This is a genomic window from Acinetobacter sp. Ac_3412 (assembly GCF_013072675.1).
GTDB lineage: Bacteria > Pseudomonadota > Gammaproteobacteria > Pseudomonadales > Moraxellaceae > Acinetobacter > Acinetobacter higginsii.
Genome location: NZ_LXUJ01000012.1, coordinates 251,202 through 265,103 on the forward strand (window position 1 = coordinate 251,202; position 13,902 = coordinate 265,103).

Below are 13,902 nucleotides of genomic sequence, written 5' to 3' on the forward strand. Positions count from 1 at the left end.
AAGAAGAAATCTATGAAAATTGGGCTGATGATCGGATGTGCGATTTTAATCCTATTATTGGGATTAGCATATTCCCAGTATGGTAAGTTCATCCCAACGTTGGGATCGGCACATCAACCTCTTTCAGACCATGAAATAGAACAGCTTCAACAAAACAAACCCGTGACTTCAATTGAAGTGTTTAAGAGCCAGCGCATTTTACAATTAAAACATCAGCAGGAAGTCATTCGCAGCTATCCTATGCGTTTAGGCTTTGATCCGATCGGACATAAACAGTTTGAAGGGGATGGCAAAACACCTGAAGGGACTTATTCTATCGATTGGCGAAATCCTCAAAGTGCTTACTATAAGTCTTTGCATATCTCCTATCCGAATAAAGTCGATCGCGCCTATGCTCAACAGCAGGGTCAATCCGCTGGCGGTAATGTGATGATTCATGGTACGGTTCCGACGCGAGCCACATCCGTTCCTGCAAGCGCAAGCTATATGCCACGTAAAGACTGGACGCTGGGCTGTATTGCGGTAACTAACTCAGATATGGATGAAATATGGCAATTGGTCAAGGATCACACCCCTATCATCATTCATCCATAAAGGAGCTAGTATTCAGGACAACTTTTGCGGATAAAGACAATGATCAAACTGCACAAGGCTTATGCAGGGGATAAGTTTACCAACTGGAATTAATCTCAATTACGCCACTGATATCCTCACAACCTTTTGTAAAGTAATGTAATATTGATTGGCTTGTAATAAACGAATGCTCAACTTAAAACCAGACAAGAAGATAATTTCGACAAAATCTTTGCGAAACTATCCACATTTTCTGTGGATAACGCTGTGGTTATCCACAGGATAAAATATTTTACTGTGCTTCATCCCTTATCATCATCAAAATCCATCTTATTTCAGCTTTACTATACGAAGGAAAAGTGACGAACTCATCTGTAGAAGCTATTCCACATTTTCTTAGATATGAGCCGCGTTGAAGCGGCGCAAGGGGTAGCCACAGGATAAAACTTTTGCCTTTCTTCAAATAGTGCCTTCATAAGACACTACGTTCCTCTCAGTCTCGTATCAAAACAAAAATGATGGGCTATTCAATCATTATCACCATTGATATTGAGCAAATAATTGCGCGCCCATCCTCTTGGCTTGATTGGTATTCAGATCATCAGTGATATATTTCAAACCGAAGTTATCATGCTGAATAGAGATTCCCATGGCATGAGTTTGGGGTTCATAGTGTACTCCCCACTTCAAAATCGTATCCCAATACGCATTCATTTGCCAAAGGCTCGTATATTCATTGCTTATCGAACTGAGCCCAACGCTCCATGGTTGATCAGACTGGTAGCTCATATCAGTATAAACTTTATAAGGTAGCTTCTGCGTGTATTGCTGATATGTATTAAATTTCCCCTGAATATCAAAGCGCGGACGCATATCCTGATCGTAGCTTATTTTATATCGGGTATAAGGCGCATCTTGCCAATATAAATAGGCTAGTGCATCTTGAATATTGACATGAATCTTAAAATTATTCGCAATCGTCCCTGTAATTGAGGCATCTAAAGCAAAACCATAACCTTGGTTGGCTTGCGCTTTCCACCCCATTTTATCTTCTTTTAACGCAGGCTGATCATAGCTATAGTCAATTTGACCGTTCAACCATTTGACTCGATCCATGAGTTGTATCTGGTCCGTTGTTTGAGCCAAAGCATTGACTTGACCATCCACATAATGCCGCCCAATTAATGCGGTTGCACCCGTCGTTAAACTCCAGTTCGGACTCAACTGCCATGTATAGGCAAATCTAGACCCGACTGTATCCACATGCTGCGCCTCAAGCTGTAAATTATATTGAGTATTCGCATCAATTGGTTTTTCATTTTTTATTTGATAATAAAGTTTAGCCGTATCTTGACTGAATCTTAATACATAATCATAACGCCAGATCCAGCTTAGATCCCATGCACCTTGTTTTACACCGAGTTGCATTAACCCATGGGCAAAAGCATTCTTTCCAGATTTAAAATTTGGATCACTCCAATCATCTGTAAATGATTTAATCGATAAAGGTTCACTATAAACATCGGCACGTACTTGATAGTACAATTGCTCTTGGGCATTACAAGAGCCAGCTATCAATAAAATAGAGAGCACGAAACTTTTTCTTAGCATATAAAAAAGGGGTAGCATCTACCCCTCTCCTTTAATCATTATGGTGCAATGGCTTTGGTGGTGTTATCAGTAAAAGTGGCAGAATAAACGCTTCTTGAAACCTTATTGATTGTTCCATACTTGGTATTGCCAACTTTAATATCAGCTGAAGTAAACTGATCTACATTTGCAATATCTACAAATGCACCATTTGCATGAGAGATTTTTGCAGAAACAGCTGGTTTTTCAGCAACTAAATTTTCTGTTTTAACATCCACATTTAAAGCATTTTTATCAACTGCGATTTTAATATTTGCAGTCCCTTTTTGATAATCACTGCGTTTAGCAGATAAATCAATATTAAATGGCTTGATTGCATTAGCGCCACCTTTAACATTACCTGATAGTTTTACCACCAGGTCTGCATTAATAAAGGATGCAGCAGATTCACCATTTGTGATATCAATTGTCTTGGTTAAATCATTATTTAGTTTGATACTTGCATCTAAATTTAGACTCTCCGAACCACTAATTGCCTTACCTTTCAACGTAAGTTCAGTTGGAATGATCTCTGTCCCAACATTATTACCATCTTTGAATTGAACTTTTTTAGCTTTGCTTGCCAACTCGGTTAATTCAATTTCTGCATCTGTTGTTTTCAATACAACATTTGAGAATTTAAGTTCCGCAGTCTCAGGACGTGAATCACCACGGTTCTCTAATAATGCAGCAGTGCTATAAATCGCTTGTGCTGTGCTATCACTCTTAAACTCTAAAGAAGCATCTTTTTTATTTGCATCATTCTTGGTTAGGATTTTCCCACCAGCAACGATTTTAAAATTATATTTATCCGTTACAGCTGTATAAGGTGCCTCTAGCTTCACAGCATTAACCGTAACTTGAGCCCCCTCATCAAAAATATCTTTCAATGTATTGGTTTTAAAATCCCAAATCGTATTTGTCCAATATTTTGCTTTTGCACTACCTGAAACTGTCACGGATGATGCATTTACTGTCACAGCAAATGTACTATCCGTTAATTGATAGTCAATATAATCATCATTATCGAGTAAAGTCTGCAATTGTGCTGCATTATAGGTCTTATTTGACCCTTGAGCATCATTATAGGCTAAGGTAGCAAGTGTGAGCACCAGCCCTGCTGCATTGTCAATATCCTTCCCAGCATCGCTAACTGCATCAAAGGTTGGTTGATATTGAGATTGCAAACTATCAAAACTATCAAAATAAGCAACAATGCTATTGGTTGTATCAATCAGCTGTTTTGCTTTATCTAAATCTGAAACAGGTGCGACTGGATTACCATTATCCGTATTATTTGATGAGCTGCCACCACCTCCTCCACAAGCAACTAAAACTGTAGAACAAGCGAAAGCTAAAAATGTCTTTTTAAACATTGGAGACCCCTTTTATAATAAACTTATTATCTAAACTGTTTTAAATTTAGGATTTTAAAAACCCATATATAGGCTTTGCGAGGAATAATAGCTATTTATATTTATAATGACAATTTTTTATTCAACAAAAAAAGCCCTTTATAAATAAAGGGCTTTTAATATTTTACTCATCTGGATATTCAAAGCGATAACCCACCCCATACACCGCCTGAATCCATTCATGACGATTACCGGTATCCGCCGCCTCTGAAATCTTACGGCGCAGGTTTTTAATATGGCTGTCGATTACACGATCGGCTACATCGAAGCTATCTGGGTTAATATGATCAAGTAATTGCGCACGAGAATAAACCTGACCCAAGTGCTCCAAGAACAACTCTAATAAACGGAACTCAGTAGGGGTCAAAGTCAGTGCTTTTTGTTGATACCAAATACGTTGCTGTGCTTTATCAATACGGAATAAATCATTTTGTTCAGGCTCTGCTTTACGCTCTAAACGACGTAATACTGCTTGTACACGGGCAACCAATTCTTTTGGACTGAATGGCTTACAGATATAGTCATCTGCTCCCATATTCAAACCTAAAACGCGGTCAATTTCTTCAGTACGCGCGGTGACCATAATAATCGGTAGATCAGACTGTTCACGGACTTTACGGCAAATGGTCAAGCCATCCATGCGTGGCACCATCAAGTCCAAAATCATCAAACTCGGTTTACGTTGCTGAAACTGGGTATAAGCATCCTGACCATCATGAAACATACTGACTTCAAAACCAGCAGCTTCTAAATAATCACGAACCAACTGTGCGAGTTCAACCTCATCTTCAACCAACATAATATGTTTCATGGTTTTCATCCTATCCATCATCCTCAACACAAGAGGATCTAAAAATTATTGAATTGATTTTGGGAAAGTCAGGACACAACGTAATCCACCTAATGGTGAATGATCGAAAGTCAATGAACCACCTAAAGCTTGTGCCAACTTACACGACAAGGCCAAACCTAGACCTGTACCACCCGTACTGCGTGTACGCGAATCATCGACACGATAGAAACGTTCACCTAAACGTGCCAGTTGTTCATCATTTAAGCCCAATGGACTATCATCTACATACATTATCCATTGTTGCTCATCTTGTTGAGTGTGAATCTGTATTTTTCCACCTTGTTCGGTGTAACGAACACAGTTCCCTAACAGATTGACGATAATCTGTTTAAAGCGATCCCGATCTAAAGATAGGACTGCCCCTGCTCCTGACAATGTCACTTCAAGCTGATTTTGCTCAAACGTCGATCTAAAGTTTTCAACTTCTTGCAGTACCACATCCCACGGATTGACCTCAGCAAAATAGCATTTCAATTGTTGTGCATCGGCCTGCGCCAAATCTGCCAAGTCTTGGGTTAACTTTTTCAAGGTACTGACCTGACGCATCATGGCATTCAGGTGTTCAGGAGTCGCCTTACGAATCCCGTCCTGCATCGCTTCGATCTGTGCCTGCAATACCGCCAAAGGTGTTTTCAGTTCATGTGAGGTATCGGATACCCATTGACGGCGAGACTCTTCATGCTGATGTAAAATATCAGCCAAATGATTCAGTTGATTGGATAAATCACCGAGTTCATCATTTCTTTTAATCACAACTTGATGTTGATAATTGCCATCGGTCAGTTCTAAAGTTGCTTTTAATAAACGTTGAATCGGTTTTTTAAAATAAGTGGCCATCAACAATGCTGCAACCAAACTTGAAAGTACCGTTAAAGCATAGACCAACAGCAAATATCGTTTTTGATTACTAAAGAAATTGATACTGGATGCATCATCCTGATCCAGTACGGGCTTTAATCCGAGGTAACCGACCACCTTCTCGCCCACCACAATCGGACGGAAAGAAATTTGGTCCGTTGCAGGTTCACCCACAATAAACTGCTGATTCTCATCGTATAAAGACAGTCGTGAGCTCAAACCTAAACGATCAGGAATCGAGACAAAGCGCTTTTTGCCCTGTTCAGCAGGTGCAGCATTGAGTTTACTGTCCTGTTTATCTTGTTTGCTATCCGTCTTTAAACGAAATTGACGTGGACTTAAAGGAAAGCGTAAACCTTCAAAAGGTTGATACTCCGAAGGTAAATTCTGTTTGAGAATTTTTAATTCTTCATCATTAAAGATCTGACGGTTTTTGATCTCGACATTATTTTGCGCCAGCGTTGGAGACAGGCTAAGTAAGGTATGGTCATTAAAATAACGTTGTTGTAAGGCAATATCGTATTGACGGCGCAACCACCACTGAGACAGGCGATCATAGTCATCGGGTGCTGCCGTGCCTTCAATTTGCAGAATCTGTGCCTGAATTGCATTGCCCCAGTCATGATAAACCGTATAGACGTTGCCTAAATTGGCAATCAATCGGTCTAGCTTCTGCATTTCCACATCGGCCACATAACGGGCAAAGTTCTTTTGCATGGTCCAATGCAAAATCCCCAAGCTAATCGTTGCGATCAACAAGGTGGTCAGTAATACCGTTAAAAACAGGCGTAAGGCTAAGGGCACGCGACGAACATTCAAAAGTAGATTCTCAATAGTGTTCTATTTGTGGATTGTAACCAACATGGTCGAAAAAAACTCTCCATTGTTTCTTCATCTTTATTATCTAATCTTTAACCATCAAATCACAACTGATCATGCTGGATAAAACAATGAACAAGACAAAAATCGTATTGATGACCACCCTACTCGGTTCTGTTTTAGGTTTGGCTGCCTGTCAGTCAACCACCCCAGCGGAACAGTCAATGGATCGTGACCATCACCGCCATAATATGCAACGTGCACCACTTACACCAGAGCAACGCGCTGAATGGCAAGCCAAACGTGAACAGCGTTTAGAGCAACGCGAACAAATGCGTCAGGAACATCAAGCACAACGTGCCCAAATTGAACAAGCCTGCCAAGGAAAGCGTATTGGAGAACGTGTGAATGTTCAATGGAATAAGCGTGTAATTGAAGGCACCTGTGAGGTTCGTTTTACCCCAGATAAATCACAGTTCAAACGCCAAGCCAACGCAACGACTTAATCCCTCTGTTCCTCATCGGCGCTTTTCAAGCGCCTTTTTTTATGGCCAAAGCATATTCATTTTTAAGTACACAGCTGCTTACGATTTTGCCGCTGCAGTTTGACTCAAAAGCACAAAAAGCACCTACAATCTAAACGCTTAAACAGGTTGAACCATAAACTTTGACTTCACAGTCACTAAGAAATGACCTGCAAAAGCTTGTACCGAACTATAACTTGTTGCACGATTAGCAGTACAAAATGGTGCTGTTGGGCACATTTATCATTGACTAAGATTATAACTCTGGTTTAACCAGTATTGAGGAACCCGCTATGCCACAATACAAAGCACCCTTACGTGATATGCAGTTCGTATTGCACGAATTATTAAATGCTGAAGCACATTACGCGAAACTTCCTGCATTTCAAGACACTGTAAGCCGTGAATTGGTTGATCAATATTTAGAAGCAGCGGCTGATTTCTGCGAAAACGAACTTTCTCCTTTAAACCAAGTTGGCGACCGTGAAGGTTGTACTTGGAATGACGGCGTTGTAACAACACCTACAGGCTTTAAAGAAGCGTATCAAAAATATATCGAACTTGGCTTCCCATCTCTTTCTGCTGATGAAGAATTTGGCGGTCAAGCATTACCAAACTCTTTAGGGATCTCTATCTCTGAAATGGTGGGTACTGCAAACTGGTCATGGGGCATGTACCCTGGTCTTTCTCACGGTGCGGTTCGTACTTTAGAACATCACGGTTCTGATGAGCAAAAGAACACTTACTTGCCAAACCTTGTTTCAGGTGTTTGGACAGGGACCATGTGCTTAACTGAATCTCATGCAGGTTCTGACTTAGGTATCATCCGTTCTAAAGCAGAACCAAATGCTGACGGTAGTTACGCAATCTCTGGCGAGAAAATCTTTATCTCTGCTGGTGAACATGACATGGCTGAGAACATCATCCATATCGTACTTGCACGTTTACCTGGTGCGCCAAAAGGCACTAAAGGGATCTCTTTATTCATCGTACCTAAGTTCCACGTCAATGCTGATGGTTCAGTTGGCGAGCGTAATGCAGTACGTTGTGGTTCAATCGAACACAAAATGGGTATCCATGGTAACGCAACTTGTGTCATTAACTTTGACCAAGCAAAAGGTTACTTGATCGGACCTGAAAACCGTGGCTTAAACTGTATGTTCACATTCATGAACACAGCACGTATTGGTACAGCGGTTCAAGGTTTATCTGCATCTGAATCTTCTTTCCAAGGCGCTTTAGCGTATGCGAAAGATCGTTTGGCAATGCGTTCTCTTTCTGGTCCTAAAGCACCTGAAAAAGAAGCTGATCCAATTATTGTTCACCCAGCTGTTCGTAACATGCTTTTAACGCAAAAATCATTTGCTGAAGGCGGTCGTGCGTTGGTTTACTTATTGGCTCAATATGCAGATATCGTTGAAAAAGGCGAAACTGAAGAAGAGCGTAAGTTTGCTGACAACATCTTGTCTTTGTTAACACCAATCGCAAAAGCATTCTTAACTGAAACAGGTTCTGAATCTGCGAAGCACGGTGTACAAGTATTTGGTGGTCACGGCTTCATTTCTGAACACGGTATGGAACAAATCGTACGTGATACACGTATTGCTTGCTTATACGAAGGTACCACTGAGATTCAAGCGCTTGACTTGTTAGGTCGTAAAGTCTTGCAAACTCAAGGTGCAATGTTGAAAGACTTCACCAAGATCATCCATAAATTTGTTGAAGCAAACAAAGACAATGCGGCGATGCAAGAGTTCATTGCGCCATTGGCTGCTGCCAACAAAGAATGGGGCGACATCACCATGCAAATCGGCATGCGTGCAATGCAAAACCCAGATGAAGTGGGTGCAGCTGCGGTTGACTACTTATACTTCTCTGGTTATGTAACGCTTGCTTACTTATGGGCACGTATGGCGCTTGTTGCTCAAGAGAAATTAGCTGAAGGTTCAACTGAAGTTGACTTCTACAATGCAAAAGTGACCACTGCTCGCTTCTACTTCAAGAAGATCTTGCCACGTGTTCGCTCACATGTAGACGTGCTTTCAACTGGCGTTGCGCCATTGTTTGAACTTGATGCGGAACACTTCGCTTTCTAAACATAGTTTAGAATGAGATGCAACGTTCATCACAGAAAAAGGACTGGTCAGTTTTGACCGTCCTTTTTTTGTTTAATCAATGCTAAATTTATACGATTCAATTTATTTGTTCGTTTTATTTGATCACTTTGCACATGAAACGGTGCGTAGAAGGGAACGATTATGCCAATTTACAATGCTCCTTTAGCAGACATGAAATTCATCTTAAATGATGTATTTAAAGCAGAACAATTTTGGCAGTCTAATGAGAAACTGGCTCATGTAGATGCCGCAACAGCTGAAGCAATTTTAGAAGAAATGGCGAAGTTTGCCCAAAACGTGACACATCCGTTAAACCGTACGGGTGATGAAGAAGGTGCACGTTGGGAAAATGGCGAAGTTTTCACTCCAGCAGGTTTTAAAGAAGCATTCCGTCAATACGCTGACGGTGGCTGGATCGGCTTAGGTGCTGATGAAGAATGGGGCGGTCAGGCCATGCCAAAAATGCTGACTGTACTGTCTGATGAAATGTTATTCGCAACCAATCCATCATTCATGCTCTACCCGCTTCTTTCTGTGGGTGCTGGTATGGCATTGAATAGCTATGCATCACAAGAGCAAAAAGAAACCTATTTACCTAAAATCTATTCTGGCGAATGGTCAGGTACGATGTGCTTAACTGAACCGCATGCAGGTACAGATTTAGGTATTATCAAAACTAAAGCTGAACGCAATGAAGATGGTACGTATAACATTACCGGTACTAAAATCTTTATCACCGGTGGTGATAACGATCTAGCTGAAAACATCATTCACTTGGTACTTGCAAAAACCCCTGATGCTCCTGCGGGTTCACGTGGTATCTCATTATTCATCGTTCCAAAGTTCCTGTTAAATGAAGATGGTTCTTTAGGTGAGCGCAACCCTGTAGGCCCAGGTTCAATTGAACACAAAATGGGGATCAAAGCCTCAGCAACATGTGTGATGAACTTTGATGGTGCTAAAGGCTACCTCGTTGGTAAAGAAAACGAAGGTCTTGCTGCAATGTTCGTGATGATGAACTACGAACGTTTGTCGATGGGTATTCAAGGTCTGGGTGCTTCTGAATTTGCATATCAAAATGCAGCACAATACGCAACTGACCGTTTGCAAGGCCGTAGCGCAGCAGGCGTTCAATCACCAAATAAACCAGCAGACAGCATTTTAGTTCACGGTGATGTACGTCGTATGTTGCTCAATGTACGTGCGAATAACGAAGCATCACGTGCATTTGCAGTTTATGTAGGTCAACAGTTAGACATCACTAAATTCTCTACTGATGCAGAAGCTGTGAAGCAAGCGAACAACCGTGTTGCACTGTTAACACCAATCGCAAAAGCTTACCTCACTGATACTGCATTCCAAGCAACCTTAGATGCACAAATGGTGTTTGGTGGTCACGGTTATATCCGTGAATGGGGTATGGAACAATGTATCCGTGATCTTCGTATTGCTCAAATTTACGAAGGGACTAACGGTGTTCAGTCTCAAGATTTAATTGGTCGTAAAACCATTAAATGTGGCGGCGCATTCATTGCTGAGTACATCACTGAAATCCGTGACTTTGCCAATGACCTAGACACAGACTTGAACTTCATTAAAGATGCAACATTAGATGCTGCAACTGAAATCGAAGCCATCACGCAGTTCATCATTGAGCAAGCAGCTGAAAATGTTGACTTCCCGAACTCAGCTGCGGTTGACTACTTACATGCAGTAGGCTTACTCAGCTTTGCCTATATGTTTGCAAAAATCGCTGCTGCTGCAAAAGACAAATCTGGTGATTTCTACCAAAACAAAATTGCATTAGCACAATACTTTGTAGACCGTATCTTGCCTGAATTAGATGCGCGTTTAGCGAAAATCAAAGCAGGTTCTGACTTGATCATGAACTTCAGCGAAGATTACTTCACAAACCAAGCTTAATTTTGGCGTGATGTTAAAAACTGCCTCAATCATTTGGTTGAGGCAGTTTTTTTATCGCTATAATCAAATCAGCATAAAACTTGCATAACATTCTAATGATCATGTTGAGAATATAAATCGCCATGTTGAACTCTAAAGAGAAACTTGAAGGCTTACCTCGCCTACTTGATCGCTTCGGTCACTACGCGGTTGAAGCCTTTCATTATTTAGCCTTATTTATTATCGGCTGTATGATTGCATGGTCAGCCGTACATACCGTGATTGAAATTCTAACGGTAAAACAGTACGCCACCATTGATGATATCTTACTGTTGTTTATCTATTTAGAATTAGGCGCAATGGTGGGGATTTACTTCAAGACCAATCACATGCCGGTGCGTTTTTTGATTTATGTCGCGATTACTGCACTCACCCGCCTGTTGATTGCCGATATTCAGCACAATCATAAAGCTTCTATGGATTTGGTGATTACCACAGGTTCGATCTTGATTTTAGCGGTGGCGATTTTGGTGGTCCGATTTGCGTCATGGAACTACCCTTCTGTGATTCGGGGCAAGGATCAAGAACAACAATTGCCTTCCAACAAAACACCTCGACCACAAGATGACGAACTAGCATAAATAAAAAAGCAGGCATATGGCCTGCTTTTTTATTGCATCTGCTATGCAACTCGGAAAACACGATATTTCGAGTCCACCAACACATATTTACCCTGTACCTGCATCCAGTTATAACCACGAGGTGGTTCATATAAACGATGGTTCCGATAGTTAGAAACCACATAGCGATTACTACGGAATTCTGAGGGTAAGCGCTCGCCGCGCTTGAAGTTAATACGTTGACCATAATGATTACCACGATCGCCATTCGACCAGCGTGGTTGTTCACGATGATCGTAACGGTGGTCATAACGATCATAGCGGTTATCGTAGCGATCTTTATGATCATGATTCCAACGATTTGAATCTGCCATAGCTGAGGCAGAAATCCCTAACATAAGCGTTGATACCAGTAATACGGCTGTCTTTTTCATTCTTTGATCCTCTGTTTTTCGATCTGAAATCAGATTAAGAAAAACTCAAGGAGAAAGCATGAATAAAACCCACGACATTGCAAAGCTTTGTAATGAATAGTGAGAAATTATGGAGAATCCTCAAGAGATTAAATTTTAAAAAACCATCAAAAATCAGCGAATAATCTCAATGGTAAAATTATCATCAGTCACTAAAAAATAACGTCCATCCACGACCACCCAATGTCTGCCACGCGGCGGTTCACGTAAAGAGTAGTAATCCCAGTCCCGAACCACATAACGCTCGCTCCGGAACTCACCCGGTAATTCATTACCCACCACAAAAGACTCACGGCGATAGCTACCGTCATATTGTGTGTCTGGATAATATTCGACACGGACACCCGGTCGATGATTCGGATGAGGATAATAGTTATTTTGATTGGGTTGATAGTAGTAACCTTTCGGTGGCGCTGTCGGTGTATAACGCTGATTCGAAAAAGCAAATGGATCTTGTGCTGGCGGCTGATAGGCAGGAGTCGTCTGATGAGAGGAGCGGCGTTCTACCCCACTATAGCCACTCCAAGCATTGTCGGCATAGCTCATCACTGGGAGATAGCTCAATACAGCTGCCAAGCCATAAATATAAAGTTTAAATTGCTTCATCGTGATCTCCCTAAAAGCAGAGTATCTGTCTATTTTAGAATAAAAAATAAGCGTAACTGTTGTAATAATATTTTTTCAGATTAGCTGTTGAATTCCCAAGATAAACAGCAGCGAGCTACAGCTCCACCGAGATATGCTAAAATCATTTTTTTGGTTTTAAGGCAACATCAGTGGCTGAAATGAATTTTGATCGTCTCTATCAATTCTTTTGCAAAGTGCCAAGCGTGCAAGAAGCGCGTATCGTTGCACATGGCGCAGATGGTCAACACGCATGGTGGTTTAAATTCAATATTGATGTTCAACATCCTTTAGCATGGCAAACCGTTCAAGAACTTGGACATGTACTCAATTATTTATCCACCAATGAGCGTTTACCAACCCAGTTCTTCCCTGTGTCTCCACCACCCTATATGAACGGCGAAGCCAAAGATTTTTTAGCTTGGGTAATCCAGTGTAATCATCCAGAATTCACTCCAGATGTGGTCTGTGACTGGCTAGAAGCCCGCTTACCAAATCCTGTGGATGATGAAAGTCAGTGGAAAATTAAAACCGATTTAAGTGAACTCGAGCAAATGGCTGATAAGGATTTAGATCAATTGATTCCTCCAAGCCCTTAATTTTTTTCTTGAGGATGTAGGTCTTTCAACAAGCTGAATCGCAAATAAACATCCACATTCAGCTTGTTGAGCTCAGGTTCTGAATCAGGATAAGTCGTAACCTAGATATTCTTGTGGTGATTCAGAATAAGGTAAAATCAGATAATTATTTTTTAAAATCAGGTCTTTCATTGCCTTTTGATGAGCGGAATCTAACGGATAAATCAAAGCAAGATCCTGAATTAAATCTTCAATTTTTTCTGCATTAAAATCTGCTGTTTTGATCCATCCCAATAAGGCTGCTCCAAGTCCGATAAATTCGAAGCCATAGTGCTGCATTTTCTGAATCAGTGCATAATTTTCGAAGGGATCAAAATCACAAGAAAAATAGCCATTCGGTAGCATCGCTAGTTTTAATGCTTCGGTTTCAATATCAGCCACTTTTACTTCAATGACACTGTCTAATGAAATCAATAGATGTTGATTGAAATAAAGCAATGCTTCTAAGTCATTTTCATCATAATGCTGCATTTTTTCAGCTAGGCTTTCAAAACACTGCTGCTGTGCGGGATCATTCAACTGTTGAAGATAATGCTGCAATTGCTTTGGAACACAAACATTTTGATAGCGTTGCTCCCATCGTGGATCATCGACTTCAATTCCCTTGAGGTCGTCACTAAAATCGACATACAGACGGTCATCCTCGACCGCATGCATCGAGGTATATTTTGCTTGTGCGGCGTCATCTAAAACTAGAAACACTTTTTTAGGATAAACATCTTGTTTAAGGGAGCGATAACATTCTAAGAGTTCTGCCCAACTTTGAATTTCAACAATATCTGCATAATGATTAAATTGATGTACCTCTAAACCAATCTGCTCATCCTGTCTGATATTCAGTTTAATTTTCGCCATTG

At 40.9% G+C, this 13,902-nt stretch carries 13 protein-coding genes; 6 read left to right on the forward strand and 7 right to left on the reverse strand.

Features of this window, described 5'->3' with window-relative positions:
* The first annotated feature begins 12 nt into the window (after positions 1-12).
* Positions 13-594: a L,D-transpeptidase family protein gene (locus A7P54_RS16475; RefSeq protein ID WP_171550211.1), complete on the forward strand. Its 582-nt coding sequence runs from the start codon at positions 13-15 to the stop codon at positions 592-594.
* Positions 595-1,110: 516 nt separating this feature from the next.
* On the opposite strand, the gene A7P54_RS16480 is transcribed toward A7P54_RS16475, so the two are convergent.
* The 4 genes from A7P54_RS16480 to baeS all read right to left on the reverse strand — a co-directional run bounded on the left by A7P54_RS16480 (position 1,111) and on the right by baeS (position 6,147).
* Positions 1,111-2,184 carry a hypothetical protein gene (locus tag A7P54_RS16480; RefSeq protein ID WP_171550303.1) on the reverse strand — a complete coding sequence of 358 codons (1,074 nt, stop codon included), beginning with the start codon at positions 2,182-2,184 and terminating at the stop codon, positions 1,111-1,113.
* A 38-nt stretch (positions 2,185-2,222) separates the two neighbouring features.
* A complete protein-coding gene (locus tag A7P54_RS16485) occupies positions 2,223-3,578 on the reverse strand; it encodes a hypothetical protein (RefSeq protein WP_171550212.1) in 1,356 nt (451 codons plus the stop codon).
* A 163-nt stretch (positions 3,579-3,741) separates the two neighbouring features.
* Positions 3,742-4,428 carry a response regulator gene (locus A7P54_RS16490; protein WP_004652437.1) on the reverse strand — a complete coding sequence of 229 codons (687 nt, stop codon included), beginning with the start codon at positions 4,426-4,428 and terminating at the stop codon, positions 3,742-3,744.
* A 45-nt stretch (positions 4,429-4,473) separates the two neighbouring features.
* Positions 4,474-6,147, reverse strand: coding sequence for a sensor histidine kinase efflux regulator BaeS (baeS, locus tag A7P54_RS16495; RefSeq protein ID WP_005322421.1), 1,674 nt, complete (start codon positions 6,145-6,147; stop codon positions 4,474-4,476).
* Positions 6,148-6,278: 131 nt separating this feature from the next.
* On the opposite strand from baeS, the gene A7P54_RS16500 reads away from it, so the two are divergent.
* From A7P54_RS16500 to A7P54_RS16515, 4 genes are all read left to right on the forward strand, one after another.
* Positions 6,279-6,653, forward strand: coding sequence for a hypothetical protein (locus A7P54_RS16500; RefSeq protein WP_004652439.1), 375 nt, complete (start codon positions 6,279-6,281; stop codon positions 6,651-6,653).
* A 311-nt stretch (positions 6,654-6,964) separates the two neighbouring features.
* The gene (locus tag A7P54_RS16505) at positions 6,965-8,767 is read left to right on the forward strand and encodes an acyl-CoA dehydrogenase C-terminal domain-containing protein (RefSeq protein ID WP_005193034.1); all 1,803 of its coding nucleotides are present in this window, start codon (positions 6,965-6,967) and stop codon (positions 8,765-8,767) included.
* Between the two features lie 162 nt (positions 8,768-8,929).
* Entirely contained in the window at positions 8,930-10,711 is a 1,782-nt protein-coding gene (locus A7P54_RS16510; RefSeq protein ID WP_004652441.1) for an acyl-CoA dehydrogenase C-terminal domain-containing protein, read from the forward strand.
* 122 nt (positions 10,712-10,833) lie between these two features.
* A complete protein-coding gene (locus A7P54_RS16515) occupies positions 10,834-11,331 on the forward strand; it encodes a phosphate-starvation-inducible PsiE family protein (RefSeq protein ID WP_171550213.1) in 498 nt (165 codons plus the stop codon).
* A gap of 41 nt (positions 11,332-11,372) precedes the next feature.
* Here A7P54_RS16515 and A7P54_RS16520 read toward each other — a convergent pair whose 3' ends face one another.
* Together A7P54_RS16520 and A7P54_RS16525 are read right to left on the reverse strand one after the other, a co-directional pair.
* Positions 11,373-11,744 (reverse strand): RcnB family protein, encoded by a 372-nt coding sequence (locus A7P54_RS16520; protein ID WP_171550214.1) that lies wholly within the window; start codon positions 11,742-11,744, stop codon positions 11,373-11,375.
* 153 nt (positions 11,745-11,897) lie between these two features.
* Positions 11,898-12,389 (reverse strand): RcnB family protein, encoded by a 492-nt coding sequence (locus A7P54_RS16525; protein WP_171550215.1) that lies wholly within the window; start codon positions 12,387-12,389, stop codon positions 11,898-11,900.
* A gap of 170 nt (positions 12,390-12,559) precedes the next feature.
* On the opposite strand from A7P54_RS16525, the gene A7P54_RS16530 reads away from it, so the two are divergent.
* Positions 12,560-13,006 (forward strand): hypothetical protein, encoded by a 447-nt coding sequence (locus tag A7P54_RS16530; protein ID WP_171550216.1) that lies wholly within the window; start codon positions 12,560-12,562, stop codon positions 13,004-13,006.
* A gap of 84 nt (positions 13,007-13,090) precedes the next feature.
* Here the strand turns inward: A7P54_RS16530 and A7P54_RS16535 are convergent, their stop codons facing one another.
* Positions 13,091-13,900, reverse strand: coding sequence for a hypothetical protein (locus A7P54_RS16535; RefSeq protein WP_171550217.1), 810 nt, complete (start codon positions 13,898-13,900; stop codon positions 13,091-13,093).
* Positions 13,901-13,902: the final 2 nt, after the last annotated feature.